This is a genomic window from Persicobacter sp. CCB-QB2 (assembly GCF_001274635.1).
Lineage (GTDB): Bacteria > Bacteroidota > Bacteroidia > Cytophagales > Cyclobacteriaceae > Persicobacter > Persicobacter diffluens.
In genome coordinates this window covers 1,867,349-1,883,710 of record NZ_LBGV01000001.1, presented here as the reverse complement: position 1 = coordinate 1,883,710, position 16,362 = coordinate 1,867,349, and the positions used below count along the sequence as shown (strand labels likewise).

General features: G+C 43.5%; 10 protein-coding genes. 6 read left to right on the top strand and 4 right to left on the bottom strand.

Annotated elements, in window-relative coordinates:
- Positions 1-176: 176 nt before the first annotated feature.
- The 3 genes from NG22_RS08485 to NG22_RS08475 all read left to right on the top strand — a co-directional run bounded on the left by NG22_RS08485 (position 177) and on the right by NG22_RS08475 (position 2,438).
- Entirely contained in the window at positions 177-908 is a 732-nt protein-coding gene (locus NG22_RS08485) for a ScpA family protein (protein WP_053406910.1), read from the top strand.
- Positions 909-914: 6 nt separating this feature from the next.
- Positions 915-1,841, top strand: coding sequence for a YbhN family protein (locus NG22_RS08480; protein ID WP_367379228.1), 927 nt, complete (start codon positions 915-917; stop codon positions 1,839-1,841).
- A gap of 249 nt (positions 1,842-2,090) precedes the next feature.
- Positions 2,091-2,438, top strand: a complete 348-nt coding sequence (locus NG22_RS08475; protein WP_053405351.1) for a carboxypeptidase-like regulatory domain-containing protein — start codon at positions 2,091-2,093, stop codon at positions 2,436-2,438.
- Positions 2,439-2,474: 36 nt separating this feature from the next.
- Here the strand turns inward: NG22_RS08475 and yaaA are convergent, their stop codons facing one another.
- The 3 genes from yaaA to NG22_RS08460 form a co-directional block, all read right to left on the bottom strand.
- Positions 2,475-3,242 carry a peroxide stress protein YaaA gene (gene yaaA, locus NG22_RS08470; RefSeq protein ID WP_053405350.1) on the bottom strand — a complete coding sequence of 256 codons (768 nt, stop codon included), beginning with the start codon at positions 3,240-3,242 and terminating at the stop codon, positions 2,475-2,477.
- A 107-nt stretch (positions 3,243-3,349) separates the two neighbouring features.
- A complete protein-coding gene (locus tag NG22_RS08465; RefSeq protein WP_053405349.1) occupies positions 3,350-6,166 on the bottom strand; it encodes a gliding motility-associated C-terminal domain-containing protein in 2,817 nt (938 codons plus the stop codon).
- The gene (locus NG22_RS08460; protein WP_053405348.1) at positions 6,100-8,982 is read right to left on the bottom strand and encodes a hypothetical protein; all 2,883 of its coding nucleotides are present in this window, start codon (positions 8,980-8,982) and stop codon (positions 6,100-6,102) included. Before NG22_RS08460 ends, NG22_RS08465 begins: the two co-directional genes overlap by 67 nt.
- A gap of 254 nt (positions 8,983-9,236) precedes the next feature.
- Between NG22_RS08460 and NG22_RS08455 the strand changes: the two genes are divergently transcribed.
- From NG22_RS08455 to NG22_RS08445, 3 genes are all read left to right on the top strand, one after another.
- On the top strand, positions 9,237-10,277 hold the full coding sequence (locus tag NG22_RS08455) for a type IX secretion system membrane protein PorP/SprF (RefSeq protein ID WP_072159231.1): 1,041 nt from the start codon (positions 9,237-9,239) through the stop codon (positions 10,275-10,277).
- Between the two features lie 81 nt (positions 10,278-10,358).
- Positions 10,359-11,606, top strand: coding sequence for a M48 family metallopeptidase (locus NG22_RS08450; protein WP_072159055.1), 1,248 nt, complete (start codon positions 10,359-10,361; stop codon positions 11,604-11,606).
- Between the two features lie 30 nt (positions 11,607-11,636).
- Positions 11,637-13,976 (top strand): OmpA family protein, encoded by a 2,340-nt coding sequence (locus tag NG22_RS08445; RefSeq protein WP_072159054.1) that lies wholly within the window; start codon positions 11,637-11,639, stop codon positions 13,974-13,976.
- Between the two features lie 223 nt (positions 13,977-14,199).
- On the opposite strand, the gene NG22_RS08440 is transcribed toward NG22_RS08445, so the two are convergent.
- On the bottom strand, positions 14,200-15,942 hold the full coding sequence (locus NG22_RS08440) for a hypothetical protein (RefSeq protein WP_157600937.1): 1,743 nt from the start codon (positions 15,940-15,942) through the stop codon (positions 14,200-14,202).
- Positions 15,943-16,362: the final 420 nt, after the last annotated feature.

Sequence of the window (16,362 nt, the reverse complement as noted above, 5' to 3'; positions counted from 1 at the left end):
CTTTTGAAACGTTCGGATCATCGGTCCAATTTTTATACGAAGTATCTAACAGAATCAATAAATATTTGTTGAAATGGACTGTTTTCAAATTTCATGATGGCAGATCCCGATAAAAATAATAATTTTGAAGTGCCACAATTAAATAGATTGATGCTTTGCCCTTAACTGTTTGGATTTTGTCATTTGAAATAAAACTGCCGCTTTTTGAAGGTCCCTTTGATCTTCTGCTTTTCTTTATCCAGCGCGATGAGTTGGACGTCAATGATATTCCTATTGCGAAGGTGACGTCAGACTTTCTGGCCTATATCCGGGAAATGAAAGAGTTGGATGTAGAGTTGGCATCTGAGTTTATGGTGGTGGCGGCCACCTTAATGCGAATTAAGGCCAAAATGCTTTTGCCTCGTCCGGAATTGGATGAGGAAGGGCAGGAAATTGACCCACGGGAGGAGTTGATGCAGCATTTGTTGGAGTACAAAAAATATAAATCGGTTTTAGAGGATTTTCGACAACTAGAGGAGGCGGAATTAGGTAAAGAAAAAAGGGGCAATCTGCAACGGGAAATATTACAAATGCAAGCGGCCTATTCTACAGAAATGGAAATGCACAATCTGGATATGTATAAGCTGCTTAAAGTTTACCAACAGGTGCTCAACAGAGCAGAAAAAGCAGCGCATCAGCCCGTTCATGAAATTGTTCCCTATGAATACACTATCGCAGATCAGAAGATTTGGCTATTGGAAAAATTAAAATCCAGATCGCAAATGGACTTTGGGACTTTGGTAGAGGAAGTAGGGGATCGGGTAGGTCTGATTTTTACTTTTTTGGCCATCCTGGAATTGGCGCAATGGCAGGAATTGAAATTGGTGTTGGGAGAGGGTTTCAATAACTTTTGGATTGAATCGGCTTAATCAAATATGGATATTTCCAACAGAAAGATTTTTTCAACCCTGAATCCAAGAAATGTCTGGATTCCGATCATTTTAGGACTGGCCATTGCGGTATTGTTATTTATGAGTGATGATCAGGTTTCTTGGGAAAACCTAGGGATTCTTTTTCAGCCTGCCCGTTTATTTCCATTGCTCATCGCCTTTTTGGTGATTATTTCCCGTGACGCGGGCTATATCTACCGCATCCGAACACTCACCGGGGAAAGACTGAGCTGGAAATCCTCCTTTTATGTGATTATTCTTTGGGAATTTTCTTCCGCGGTCACTCCCTCTGTGGTGGGAGGAACGGCAGTGGCAGTCTTTATTTTGATGAAAGAAGGGATTCCCTTTGGCCGGGCGCTGGCTTTTGTAATGCTGACCGCCATTCTCGATAATTTATTCTTTGTATTGTTTGCCCCATTGGTGCTATGGTTAAGTCAGGGAGATGTTTTCAGTGGTATTCCGGATAATATTTTTGATCGGGGATTGCCTTTTTTCTTTTGGCTTTCCTACAGCTTGATAGCTTTATACACCCTGGTGATGTCCTGGGCTTTACTCTTTCATCCCCGTGGTTTTAAGTGGTTTTTATTAAAAATGACGACCCTTCGCTGGTTAAGGCGTTTTCGAATTAAAGCGAACCAGCAGGGTGATGAAATGATTATTGCTTCTCAGGAACTCAGAGGGAAGCCCCTTGATTATTGGTTGAAGATTATTTGTGCGACTATTTTCGTTTGGGTTGCCCGCTATTTGATGCTGAATTCTGTAATGGCGGCTTATGTGGATTTGTCCTGGGGGCAGCATCTTTTAACCTTCGGAAAGCAGCTGATCATGTGGATTGTTATGCTGATTTCCCCAACCCGGGAAGTAGCGGAACGGCGGAGTTCTTTTTTCAGCAGTTTTTTCAATCGCTTTTAGGCGAGTATACCTTCGGTATCAGCTTACTTTGGAGATTGTTGTCTTATTACCCTTACTTATTTTTGGGCGCTGTATTTCTTCCTCGTTGGATACAGCGGGTGTTTTTTAAGAAAAATGTGGAGGAAGTTTTAAAGGAAGAAAAGGATAAAATATAAAGCTGGTATATTTATTGACATAAAGGTTGTTACAAATAAATTTGATCATTTTATTGCGGTCAATTACTATTATTAACCTTTATTTGATTTTTAGATGAAAAAGTTGGTGGCATTTTTTGCTCTTTTTATGGTGTCTGTAGCAGTTTTTGCTCAAATCGTAAGCACTCAAGTTAAGATAACGGTATTGGACAAAAATGGAAATCCGGTGAAAGGCGCTTCCGTGACGCTTTATGCGAATGAAAAGGATTATGATAAGAATGAAAATCCTGTTCAGGAAACACAAACTACTGATGAGAAGGGGAGGGTTGCCTTTAAAAAATTGAATGTAAAAAAGTATTGGGTTCGAGCTGAAAAAGGAGAAGCAAGTAACTATTGGGGAGCTGATTATATCGAAAAGCTTAAGCCTAAAACCATTAATAAGGTCAATTTGATCATTGAGTAAGTAAAAAAAGCCTGAGTTGGAGCTCAGGCTTTTTTTTTATCCTCGGGTAAATACCCAGTCATTTCCTTTGGAAAGTGCTTCATTAAATTGATAGCCATCCTGATCAAAGGCTTTCAAATCTTCCGGATTTTGAATGCGGTGGGTAATCATAAACCGAACCATCTGTCCGCGGGCTTTTTTGGCAAATAGCGCAATAGTTTTATAGCTGTCTCCCTTTTTTTCTTTAAAAATCGGGGTAATGATTTGGCCCTTTACCACTTTTTTCTGAATGGATTTGAAATACTCATTAGAAGCCAGATTGATCAATACCGGATTTTCTTCCTGCTCTAAATCCGCATTTAATGCTTTGGTGATGCGATCGTCCCAGAACTGATACAAGTTGTCATTTCCCTTGGTGGGTAATTTGATTTTCATCTCCAGTCGATAGGGTTGGATAAGATCCAGAGGGAGTAAATATCCATAAAGTCCTGAAAGAATTCTTAAATGATCCTGTGCAAATATTAAATCTTCATCTGAAAGGTTATGCGCGTCAATTCCGGTATAAACATCTCCTTTGAAGGCCAGTAATGCCTGACGGGCATTTTCCGAAGTGAAAGGCAGGTGGAAATTACGATAACGGTCGTAATTCAATTCTGCCAGATTATCACTAATCTCCATCAAAGATTTTAGATCCTCTTTTTTATATTTCTTTAAAGAAGAAATGAGTTTTTTGGACTCGTTCAAAAAAGTGGGTTGACTAAAAGCTTCGGTCCTGATGTCTATAGAAAAATCCTGAGATTTTGCAGGTGAAATAATTGCGATCATATTAATGTCTGTTCTTTGGACAAAAATAAAAAAGCGAAGGAAAAGTTTAATCTTCCTTCGCTTTCTATTTTTATTGAAAATCCTAATGTCCGGATTTATGAAAGTGATTATCGGATGAGCAGCACACTTCCGCGTACCTCTTCAATAGGGGAATTTTCGGTAATGCTGCCAAATCGGGCAACGTAGGAATAAGCTCCGGCAGGCATTTCACGACCGCCTCTATCCGTACCATCCCAACCTTCGTCTTTGAACGTTTCATAATCCTCCGTTTGGAAGATCTTCTCTCCCCAACGGTTATAAATTTCAATGATGAATCGGTTAGGATCCAGGTTCTGGGCATATTCTACCGAGAAGATGTTTCCTCTTTCAGCCCTATTGCCATTGAAGCTTCCTCTGGGGGCAAAGGCATTGGGGAATACCACTGTGGGCTTACATTGATTTATAATATTGAAGATCATCTCTGCTGGGCAATTGAAAGCATTATTAAAGGTACCTTTTATGGTACCGATCAGTGCTTCATCATCAGAAAGCTCCAAAGCGGACTCATCTGAAAGGAAAATATCCTGATCCAAATTCACCCATTCATAGCTAAGAAACTGCCCGGGATAAATCACGGAATCTTCCGGAATCTGATCTTCATCGAAAAAGCAATAGGCCGGATTCACTCCCAAAACATTTGGGTTTATAATGGTAGCCGGAAGTGGTTGTATGTTGAAACTGGCCGTATCCTGACATCCGCTAAGCTGAGCCGTTGCCACCACAAATATAACACTGTCTGCTCCACCGTAGGAAAGGGTTGCGCCAGCATCGGGCAGTACATTGTTGTCTTCCAGGCTTCCCTGGTACCATTGGTATAACAAGTCTTCGGTAAAATCAGGAGCAGTAGTGCTGGCGATATTAATCGGAGATTCAGTGCCTTCGCAAATGGTTTCGCCGGTGAGGGCAATTCCAATTTGTTTGGCCACTTCTACTTCATCTGCCAGAGTGCTTTGACATTGGGTTTGTTTATCTGTTACCGTTATCACAAAGTTGCTACTTTTGGTGGCCAGATAATTGGGGCCATTGTTGGTCGTGCTTACCCCAGCAGAGGTGATGGCCCAATTGTAATCAAAGGCCAAGTCAGCGTCGACCACGAAAACGGTGACTTCCCCATCACAGCGATCCCCACTTTGATCAATTTCGAAGTCTTCCGGAGCGGAAGCAACATTAATAGGAATGGTTTTTTCAAAGGTACAAACGCCGGTAGTGGCGAAGAATGTAGCCGAGGCCGCTTCTTCATTGTCGACGATAATACTATTGATGTTGACATCCTCTTGTCTTTCCAATATGGATCCGTTGGCGGTATAATATTCAATGTCCAATTGGTCAATGGTTCCGCCTCCAATAGGACTTAATGTAATGTTAGGCGTTCCATCCAGACAGGCCATTAAATTGTCGGTAGAAAGGCTGAATTCCGTGCTGTTTTCTTCGAAAACCAGGGCCTCCGAGGTTTCACACCCACCGCCATTTTGCTCAATTTGTAGGGTGTAATTACCGGGGGTAATATTGTTGAAGTCAAGTCCATTTGGGGTGATTTCAGTCCCATCTTCCTCTCTGATCAGGGTGAACTGTAAACCTGCATCCGGATTTGAAATGCGAATGATTCCAAAATTACTGCCTGTATTGCATTTGTCAAAAATTTCGGTGTCGTAGTCTGGTTTAAAATCTGTCGCCTCAATGGGAACATTGAAATTCACTTCGCATTTATACAAATTATCAATGACGTTCACATTATAAGCTCCCGGTTCCGCTTCATATTCAAAGTCTCCGGTGGCCACCACATCTGGTGAATTCCAATTAAAGGTCAATCGGTCAAACTCAATGCCCTTGTTGTTTTCAAATTTAATGGCAGTGGTAGCGCCACAAGCAGCAGATAATGGTAGGGTAGGGCCGTCAATAACTCCCACCACTTTGATGTCTGCGGAAATCTCCACAAAACAGGTCGCGTCATCCGGGTCCTGCACCTGCATATAATAGACAAAGTCTCCGGGGGTGTCGGTTTCTACCGGGAAAGTATTGGTGCCCGGGCTGTAGGCCGGCGAATTGGTTGGGGCGTTCTCCACCGCCCATTGGTAAGATAACAGGCTGGAAGCACCTGAGCTCAGAATAACGTCTTCGGTGTTTTGACAATAGGTGCTATCCGGGAATCCGGCATCCACCAGTGGGGTGGTCAGTAGTACTTCTCTTTCTGCCAAACAACCATTAGGATCTTCTACCTGGATTAAGAAAAACTCATTATGGAAAACCGGATTTTCCGTATCCACCTGAATGACATTGCCTTCATGCACCACGGTTCCACGGTTGGTCCAGGTGATGGTATAGCCGGTGGCATCTCCGGTGAAGGCCGTCAGTTCAGTGTCCTGACAGACTTTTTCCCCATCGGATACGCCCCATTGATCGTCTGGAATAGCAGGGTTTACGGTGATCGTATCGGTTAACACCGGATTGAAGCTGAAAGGGGCTGCGCTACAATGGTTTTTCCAATCTACTTTATAAATATAGGTGTCGGCTTCTGCATATAAGTGGGTAGCCTCTGTGGTGGTGTCCTGACGCTGGGTGTTGCCGTCGCCAAATTCCCATAAAAGGGTAAAGTTACCCGCGGAGGTGTAATACTCTCCCATATTGAGGTTAAAAACGGCACTATCTCCCAGGCAAACATCCTCCGCTTCCAAAGAAGGATCTCCTCCGCTTCCCTGTCCTGCCTGAAGGACAAAACTTGGTAGCCCCAATTGGCTGGTGGAAGTTAAAGAAAACTGTGAATCTCCTACTTGTAGATTCAACCCACCACTTTCGGTGTTCCCGATACCGGTAATTTCTTTTAGGGTGTTGCTTCCCTGGTTTGCGATATAGATGGAATTGTTAGGGGCCGCAGAAATTTCTCCCAAAATCCCCCACCTCCGGTACTGGTGGTGGATATTTCTCCTAATTGCGTACTTTCCGGTTTTAAATCCTCTCCATTGTCTTCATATATCTGGTACCTTAAGTCCGCTGCAAATACCTTGGAGTTGTTATTCCCCTGTAATGAAACCATGACAAAATTCCCATTGAATTCCACACCATAAGGTTCCAGGTTATCGTCTCCTAATGGAATTTGGATGGGATTGTATAATTTGTCTACATCCACATCCGGAATAAAGGCCGGAGTGCCGCCGGAAGCTAAAGCAGCAGAATCATAAGTGTCAGGATTGGGGTTGAGGTCATAAACATCCAGATAGTTTAAGCCACTATTGAGGTCTTTTATGGCGACCGCTACTTTTGATACCAGACCGACATCCGGTACATCGAAAGTGCCAATTTCTCCATAGTTGAAGATTACGTTTTCATCATAAACTCTGCCGGTGGAACTGATCACCGGATTGCCCAAGCCCTGTGCGGTCACCGGAAAAGCTTTCCAGTTATTATTGCCGTATTCATGGGCAACTAGATAACCCTGATTACTGATCAATCGACCCATGGCACTTTCCATCAGGAGCACATCCTGAGCAATAGCAGTAATGGTGATAATGCCATTATTCAGATCCAGGGCCGCCACATCGATCAAGGAATAGCGAACTTCATATTCTCCGGGAGCTCCTCCTGCTTTTTGACGGGTACTGAAAACATAGTATTTGGTTTCATCTTCTACCAATTGGATTACCGCAACGGCAGAACCCGGCTCGGCATCTCCACCTAAAGCGACTCCCTGCACGCGGGTGAAATTAACCCCACTGGTGTCTGCAATCCAAAGGCCATCTCCATTCGTCACGAAGAAAGCACGACCTCTTTCATCATAAACGGTCTCTACATCGTCCATGGCATTAAGGTCATCCAGGCCGATAGGTTCAATGGGCTGGGGAATATTATCGCCATAGAGGTCAGTGTTAAAATCCAGCCCGGGCTGAGTGCCGAAGTACCATTGCCCAATTGTGGACTGTTGGGTGGTGTCCAGCAGGTAGCCGCCACCATCTTCTTCCAGCACCATTCTGACCTGTACTGACGCTCTGACATTACAACCCCCATTATCGTAGGCTTTTACCCAATAATTTCCAGGATCAGTAATGGTGTCAGAAGGTTCCTGACTGCGGTTATACCAAAAACGGGCCGCAACGGTCGCATCATTGGCCCAGCCTACAAAAGGTGGCGCACACATTAAAGTGTCCTGTACATAACGATTTCCCACCTGGTTGCCGGCTCCACCGCCTCCGGTTCCGCCACCACCGGGTAAGCCACCGCCACCACCGCCTCCTTGTTGGGAGGATAAATCCGTTGGAGTATCTTTGATGATACTGTTAGGGTCCAATTGGTTTTGTGCCGCATTAAATGTTCCTGATCCAAAATAGGTGACCCCACCCACTTCCGCGGCTATGTTGATGCTCCCTCCCGGTGCGGATTGCGGATTGATGGTAGGGATAACCGAAGCCACCGGTCCTTCTCCCAAATCCCAAAAATAGGCATCTGCCGCTATTTCGACGCCGTTTCGGGTGACGCTTGGGTGGAATTGGTTATTCTGCTGGTCGCAGATAATTTCCTGGGTAGGTACATTGCTTACATTTATATCTTCCACCCTTGGAGGGGCAAATACAGGGAATTGATCCGCATTCAATTGGGCTACACTTCCATTTCCAAATTCGGAGGTCAAGCTCACCCATCGATCCACAATTTCCCCGGCAATGGTAGGTCTTATCCGCCCCACATTATTATTAGCCTGCAGGAAATAAATAAAACCATCCGGCGCCATTTGAATTCCCTTTACTGAGGTGGCTCCTTTGTTGGCCAAAATGTTAGGGTAATTGCCATTGGCGGTATTGCCTCTATAATCAAATTTTAAAATGGCATTGTCGGCAGAAATGAGAAGAGTAGTGTCATTGACCCATTCAGTATCGTAAAAGGTAGCCGCAGATTGGTTGAAAACTTCCCGATCATTTTTTTCAATAAGCGGACCGTTGGCTGGGTCAAACCAAAAGTTGGCAAACATTAAATTGTTGATGCCATTTGGGGTTAAGGCCACTTTTCCCGGGTTCAATACCTGAATTTGGTTATTGGGATCAAAAGGATCCTGTTCCAGAGAAATATAAGGCGGGGTCCATTCAAAATTTTGGAAAGTAGCCCCATAAGCATCAGTTCTGACAATTTCGGATAAACCATTGGTGATGTCCAGAAGGACTAATTCTCGGGTCGTGGCATCCTGAACCAGTAGGCGCAGGACTACATTCCCCTGTGTCATTTGATGGATCACCCGCATGGCAGGAGCAATTTGAAAGGCCAGCGGATTGCCTTCTGCCACAGCTGGGCCGGCCAGTCCGTCATTATCAATCGTTACCCGATATTGATGAAGGTCTCCGTTATTGTTTACCCAGAATAAATAATCCGCTCCGATGGATCCGTCTGCAGGAGCTGCCGCCACTCTTTGATTATAGGTCGGGGTGGCTTTCACCGGCAAGTTATCCGTAATGAGGTTGCCCGCGGCATCTTTGCGGTAGAAGTTTTGCCCATCGGTATAAAAGTGCCAGTCTCCGGTGAAGCCATCAGTGGCTACAGCGGTATTGCCCTGAGGGTCAAGATTGGTGATGGCAACAGGAGACTCCGGGAATCGGCCTTCCTTGGAAAAGTCCCATTGTAGATTGGCAGTAAACCAGTTTCTTTCTGTTTGTCCCTGCCCAAAAACGGAATAGGGGGAAATAAAAAAACAGGCTAAAATCAGTAAATAAAGGCGGATCTTCATGGGTGTAGTCTGAGATTATGTTTTTTTTAGTAACGTCACTTATCGCCCTAAGGTACAAACAATGCCGCTTAAAGTGTAAAAAATGGGCCAAGTGTTATAGAAAAAATGTGATTTCTATTCGGAATAATGCTATTTTTGGGCAATTGGCCTTAAATTATAGCGATAAAGTGTTTTTTTTGAAGGAATCTTCTTTCAACTTTGGTTATCATTGTAGTTCAACCGTAAATACAATTAGCCCCATCAAACCTATGACTATGCGTTGTAAGCATCTTCAATTTTTAATTCTGATGACCTTAGGACTGACTTTTGCGGTGCAGGAAGCCCGTGCTCAGGATCCTCAGTTCAGTCAGTTTTATGCTGCTCCACTATATTTAAATCCCGGTTTTACCGGGAATACCCAGATGACCCGCTTCGGTTTGAATTACCGGAATCAGTGGCCTTCATTGCCGGGTTCATTTGTGACCTACAGTGCTTATGTGGATCATTATATTGATGATTACAACAGCGGTATTGGTTTAATTGCATTGGGAGATCGTATTGGTTTGGGCTCGGTAAGCTCCAATATGATTGGCTTAAATTACGCTTATCAGTTGCCCATTTCTAAAAAATTAACCTTCCGCCCGGGAGCTCAAATTTCATACACCTCTCAAAATGCTAATTATTCAAATCTTATATTCGGTAGTCAGATAGATCCGGATACCGGGGAGGTCCTCCCTCCGGGTCAGGGAATAGATCCAGGCTTAGAAGGGGTAAATCAGGGTTTTATGGATTTAGGTCTTGGAGGTGTTTTGTATTCCAAGGAGCTATGGATAGGGCTGAGTGCTTATCATTTACTACAACCTAATTTATCCAATATAGAGGGTTCGGAAGATCAGCTTCCAATGAAATTTAGTGTACATGGCGGTTATAAATTCCTGATCCAAAAGAAAGCGGGAAGAGGCTATTCCGCCCGGGAATTCGCCATTATTCCTACCTTTCAGTATAAGCTTCAGGGCAAATTCGACCAATTGGATTTAGGACTATACGGTCAGTTTGATCCTTTGGTGGTGGGGCTTTGGTATAGAGGTATTCCAGTGCAAACCACCGGTGATCACAACAATAGTGATTCCATGGTGGCATTGGTGGGATTTGAATGGAACGGATTCAATTTCGGTTACAGCTATGATTTTACGATTTCCGGTCTTGGAGGGCGTTCCGGTGGGGCGCATGAGGTTTCCGTAACCTACACCATTTTTCTTGGAGATCACCGAAAGCCTGCCAAGCATATTCGCCAAATCCCTTGCCCAAGTTTTTAGCGGGGCATTGCACTATTTTTTTCTTAGTGGGGATTATTCCCTATTTTGCAGCAATAATCAAGATTTAGTAGGGAATTTTTTATGGATGCCATAACGATAAAGTGGATAGTAGTAGGCGTTTTAGGGTTTAACTTTTTGATAGACAAATGGCTGTCAATGTTAAATGACCGGCATGAAAGAGGGGTGGTGCCTCCTGAATTAGATGGTTTGTACTCTCCGGAGGAAAGATTAAAGTCTCTGAATTATCATGATGAACTAAAAAAATTAGGGAATTGGTCCGGATTAGTTTCCCTGGTCCTGACACTTGTGGTGATTTTTTCAGGCGCCTTGGGTAGTTTAGAACATTGGATAGGGCAGTATACCGATTCCACGATTTTCATTACGCTGGGATTTTTTGCAGCGATCACGATCATATCAGATGTTATCTCGCTGCCTTTTGATTGGTATGGTACTTTTACCATTGAGCAAAAATATGGCTTTAATAAGATGACGCCCAAAACCTTTTGGTTGGATAAAGCGAAAGGCTATGCCTTAGGGGGACTATTGTCTGGTGGTTTATTGGCCGGATTGGTCGCTTTTTTGGAGAATTACGGCACCTCTTACTGGTATGTCTTTTGGTTGATTTTGGTGGGATTTTTATTCTTAATGAATATCCTTTATCCGACAGTGATCATGCCGCTTTTCAATAAATTTACTCCTCTGGAAGCCGGAGTGCTGCGTTCTTCCATTGAGCGTTATTCTGCCTCTGTGGATTTTCCTTTGCAAAACATTTTCGTGATGGATGGCTCAAAACGCAGTACAAAGGCCAATGCTTTTTTCGCCGGGCTAGGGAAGTTTAAGCGCTTAGTACTTTTTGATACTTTAATCGAAGAGTTGGAAGAGGAGGAAATTGTGGGCGTATTTGCCCATGAAGTGGGGCACTTTAAAAAGGGGCATATTTATCAGGGCTTCATCATTGGTGCAATGCAAATGGGCTTAATGGTGTTTTTATTCAGTTGGATGGTTACAAATCCGCTATTTACTGAGGCCATGGGAGGAAGTGGATATTCGATTGGCATCAATTTATTAGTTTTTGGACTGCTTTTCTCTCCTTTGAATCTGATTCTTGGATTTTTTGCCAATTTGTTGAGCCGAAAGAATGAATATGAGGCGGATGCTTATGCCGCTTCCACCGCTTCAGGTTCTGCATTAATTGAGGCCTTAAAGAAAATATCTACAAAAAGTTTGAGCGGATTGAATCCTCATCCTTATTTTGTAGCCTTACATTACTCTCATCCGCCCTTGCTTTATCGTATCAGAGCAATTCAGGAAGAGACGGTAAAACAATAAATTAGTAACCCAACAAAACTTTATAGCAATATGCTTCAACCAAAACAGTGTTTCTTACTGCTTTTCGCTTGGGCAATAATGGCCGGAGGAGCGATGGCGCAGTCGGTTAGTTCATTGGAGTCAAAGGCGGAAAAGCTGTTTCGCACCAGGCAATATGAAGAGGCGATAGGCATTTATCAGCAGGCAGTGGAAAAAGGATCCGAAAACCCAAAGACATTTTATGGGCTGGGAATGAGTTATTTTTCACTGGCAGATGTAAATCAACGCGTAAAAGGGGCTGAGTCTTTGCAGAAAGCCTTGGATTTGGATGCCGGTCGATTCCCAAAATGGACTTATTTGAATTTGGCGAAATTGTACCACCTCAATGAGCAGATTCCTCAAGCGGAAAAAGCATTGGCGGCTTATGAGCAAGTCATGGATCGGCGAGATCCAAAAGCGGTGCAAGAAGTGCAAGCTTTTAAAAAGGCGCTGAAGAATGCAAAAAAATATATCGGAAAGCCGAGAAAAATAGCCGTTCATGATTTTGGCTTCCAGGTGAATTCTGAGCACGTAGAGTATAATCCGGTAGTATCGGCAGACGAGGCCATTATAGCTTATACGGTTTTGCATCCTGATGAAAAAGGGCGTGAAATGGTGGAGCAAATTATGATGACTACCAAGGATGGCATGGGCAATTGGAAACATCCTGAGAAAGTGGAAATTGAGACCAATGCTCGTTTTAATGTGGGAACTGCCGGAATTTCTCCAGATGGTGAGCAAATGCTGATTTATATGGGAGGAGCTTCCAATACTGGCGATATCTACGAGGTGCTAAGAACTGAATCCGGCTGGACTAAGCCCAAAGCCATGAATATGGTGAATACTTCCAGGTTCCATGAAACCACGCTTTCTATTACTTCGGATGGAAAAACCATTTATTTCGCCTCAGATCGTCCGGGAGGATATGGCGGAATGGATATTTGGAAGGTGGAAAAAGGCCAAAACGGAAAGTGGGGGCAGCCTAAGAATTTAGGTCCCAAGATTAACTCCCCCGCCAATGAGGATGCGCCATTTATTCATCCGGATAATATTACCTTGTTTTTTACCTCCGATGGACATGAAACCATGGGGGGGAATGATATTTTCAGATCGGTACTGAGAGGCAAAGAGTGGACAAAGCCAGAAAATATGGGTTATCCTATTAATACGCCGGCAGATGATAGCTACTTTACCTTGATCGCGGATGGATCCAAAGGTTATTTTTCCTCCAACCGAAAAGGAGGGCAGGGACTTCAGGATATCTACTACTTCGATATGCCGGAACAGGAAGCCAATATTCCTTTGACGATGCTAAAAGGTAAGATTGTTGGGGAAGATGGGAAGCCGATTAAGACCTCCATAAAGATGGTCAACCGCAAGACGCAGGAATCGGTAGACTTTGTTTACGATCCTAATCCAAATACCGGTAACTTCCTGATTATTTTGCCTCCGGGACAGAATTATGATATGATTATCGAGTCAGAGGGATTTATGCCATATACCATCAATGTGAATATCCCGAATCAGACTTATTTCTATGAGTTGTACCAAATGATCCAGTTGAAAAGCATTAAGCAGTTCGGTGTTTTGGTTGGTCAGGAAGTGAGTGTGAAGAATAAGTTCTACGATGTGGAGCAGGAAGTGAATTCCATGATTGATCAGAAGTTATTCAAAGAGTCGCAGTTGGTGCAGAATGACAGCCTGGACATGTATGAGATGATGGACCTGATTGTTGCTTCAGAGGATGAAGTGGCGATGGACTATTTACTTGATTTAGCTTTTAAAGTAAAACCGGTAGACCTAATTAACTTTGATCAGGAAACGGAAAAGATGGAAGTAGCCAAGAGAAGATATTTCTTTGATGAGAGTACTACGGAGCATTTGGAAAGAAAGGTGGTTGATGGGCAGGAGATTTTCACCTTGCCTACGCTTTCGGTAGCGGAAGAGTCTAAAAAGCAAAAAGCGCAGAAGGCACAGCCAAAAGTTTTACAGTCTACTTTTGAAGCCTCTTTACTCAATAAGCAACATCAGGTTTTCTTCCAGGTGGGTTCTTCAGAGATGGAGGATAAATACAAACCGGAATTGCAGTCACTGCTGGAAGACCTGATGAAGTATGAGGATTTAGGTATTGAGATTTCCGGTCATGCCAGCCAGGATGGAGATGCGGCTACAAATGAAAAATTATCCAATGAGCGGGCCATTGAGGTGTTGAATTTCTTTAACCACAAAGGGGTGGTGAGAAGACGGATCAAAGCCAAAGGATATGGGGTGATTCAGGATGAGCAGGTGAGCAAGGAGCAGGCCCGAAGGGTAGACATTCGCCTGGTGGATTTAAAAACATATGAAAACTAAGCCGAATGATTCACCGCAAGATTGAGCGGGCGGAGCCAAGGGATTTTATTGATTCGAATGGCTCATATTTGGCTAAGTTTATTTTCTCCTCTTTCATATGCTTGGTTGGGGGAAGCCAGAAATAGGAAAAATTTCTTCCTATTTCCCCCTTTGTTGCTAAACGAGGATTTAAGCATAAATAATCTAGACTAAAATAAAAAGGCTGGCATTTTTGCTGGCCTTTTTATCTTTCATAATATTCGTTGAAGGGAACGGTAGTGGGCTTTTCTACTTTGTAGTCCAGGAAGTTTTGAGAGATATTGTTGTCCATCATGATGTTGAAGGGGGCAAGTCCCTGAGGGGCTTTAGGGTAATAAGCCAGTCTGATCTGCAGGGTTTTGAAGGTGAAATGGTCATTTCTCATTCTTATTCCTCCGCCAAAGGCACCATAAAAAGAGCCTCCGAAGGGGCTGAAATTATGCTCCGAAATAAAGGCCATGTCCGCAAAAGCGAAGAAAGCCATTCGAAAGCCTAAAGGTTGAAAGTCAGTGAATTTGATGGATTCAAACCGAATAAGGAATTGTTCCTGATCTCCCACTTTATCCGATCTAAATCCTCGTACATCCCTTTGGTCCAACACTATTCTTTCGTTTTCCCGCCTGTTATAGCCTGTCACGTAATTTACTGTTATAAACTGCCTCATTCTTAACTGATCCGGGCCCAGTAACTTACTGAAATATTGCATTCCGGTACGAAAAACCCCTTCATTATAGTTGGCGGGACCGAAGAATTGACCTGCGGCAAGTTCCCATCTCAAATATCCAATTTTCGGAAACGGCCGCCCGTGCGCATATTTAAACCCCAGATAGTCCCGGGTAGTAAATTCACTAAAATCTCGTCCTGCCAAAAGTTCTAAGCTCATCCCGAAAGGGATATCCTCATTTCTTCCGAATTCATACAAGAATTTGTCCGTATAATAATTCCGATTGGAATATCCAATATTTCCCAATAGCATGGTCCGATTATGATAAGGGAAATTTTCATCCTGCGCTACTGTTGGCCTTTCTAAAAATTGATCTTGGAAATAGCGCGCAGAAAAAATTATTCTTTTCCGGTTAGAAGGGTCATTGCAGGGGAATTTAAGGGCTCTGGACACCCAATAGTCCTGTGTAATATGTTTGAAACGAAATTCGGTATAGTATGCACTGTCGGGCTCATAAACGCTTGCGAATAGTCGTTGATATTGCACAGTGGCCCCACCTGCCCAATTGAGGTCGGGGGTAAGGTAGCCCCGATAGGCATTGAGTCCGATGATATCCTGAGGATAAGTTTGTCGATAATCCAGCTGTACGTCAATAAAACTTCGGCGAATATTTCGCATTCCTAATCGAAAGCCATAACCCCAATGTGCTTGTTGGGTGGCCTCCTCGGTCGTTTCGTCCTCTACCCGGACTTGATCGAGGTAAATGGTGTTCCGGAAGGTCAGACCGGTGCCGAATAGGTTTCGGTGCCCAAGCATTAGTGAGCCTCTATCAAAACCCTTGGGAGCTAAACCCACTTCCAATGGCATGATGTCCTGGGTTACCACAATTAAATTTACCAATTGCGGATTTAGCGGATCCTCCTGCACATAAATGCGTGCATCCCTGATATAGGGAAGACTACGTAAGATCCTTTCATTGTCCGCAATGGTGTTGGCATTGATGTCATCGCCAGCTCTGATGATCAGGTTGGTTTTAATATTCCAGTTTACGGTATTGACATGTGTTTTATTATAGGTTCGAACCCAGGGATTCTGCGCCGTTTTGGTGGTGTCATCCACATCTTCTAAAAACACGCCTACCTTTTTAATGCTAATGCTGTTGATGGTCTTTCCCTCAAATTGTTTGAAGCGCTCTGTGGAGTTTTCATCTTCGACAATTTCCTTAGAAGGAGGGATGGTGATAAAAGCATCTACCAGGCTTTTGCCTACCCAGGAGGTACTCATTTTATTTTTTAGGTTTAAATAAAACCGACGGTTGACATCCTCCGGCCTTAAGACCTCCTCTTTAGGGATAAAATGATAATCTTTGGTTACGCTATCCACAGGATTGAGGAAAGCGGGATGTCGGGGGCAATTAAAGCACAAGCCGCCCTGTGCGGAAACTGAAGTATTCGTCAGAAAAAAGCACAAAAGTAGCGTTAGACTTAGCCAAAAGCCTGTTATGGTAGGGGTAACGATATGTCGCGTATCATTCAAACACAAAGGACTTAGTCAATAAACAGGTTCTTTCGCGCAAAAAGTTCGGGTGCGCTAAAATATCCAAAAAAATAGCTGTTATTCCTTAAAATAACAATATTCAATGTTTAGTTCAACGATTGTCTGATCGAATCGTTTTTGTTAAGCATAAAAAAAGTCGGCACCTGA

What these genes read in the sequence shown, in the direction of transcription:
- NG22_RS08480 (WP_367379228.1), top strand. Translation starts at nt 915, where the DNA reads ATGGATATTTCCAACAGAAAGATTTTTTCAACCCTGAATCCAAGAAAT.
- NG22_RS08475 (WP_053405351.1), top strand. Translation starts at nt 2,091, where the DNA reads ATGAAAAAGTTGGTGGCATTTTTTGCTCTTTTTATGGTGTCTGTAGCA.
- yaaA (WP_053405350.1), bottom strand. Translation starts at nt 3,242, where the DNA reads ATGATCGCAATTATTTCACCTGCAAAATCTCAGGATTTTTCTATAGAC.
- NG22_RS08460 (WP_053405348.1), bottom strand. Translation starts at nt 8,982, where the DNA reads ATGAAGATCCGCCTTTATTTACTGATTTTAGCCTGTTTTTTTATTTCC.
- NG22_RS08455 (WP_072159231.1), top strand. Translation starts at nt 9,237, where the DNA reads ATGCGTTGTAAGCATCTTCAATTTTTAATTCTGATGACCTTAGGACTG.
- NG22_RS08450 (WP_072159055.1), top strand. Translation starts at nt 10,359, where the DNA reads ATGGATGCCATAACGATAAAGTGGATAGTAGTAGGCGTTTTAGGGTTT.
- NG22_RS08445 (WP_072159054.1), top strand. Translation starts at nt 11,637, where the DNA reads ATGCTTCAACCAAAACAGTGTTTCTTACTGCTTTTCGCTTGGGCAATA.
- NG22_RS08440 (WP_157600937.1), bottom strand. Translation starts at nt 15,942, where the DNA reads ATGAGTACCTCCTGGGTAGGCAAAAGCCTGGTAGATGCTTTTATCACC.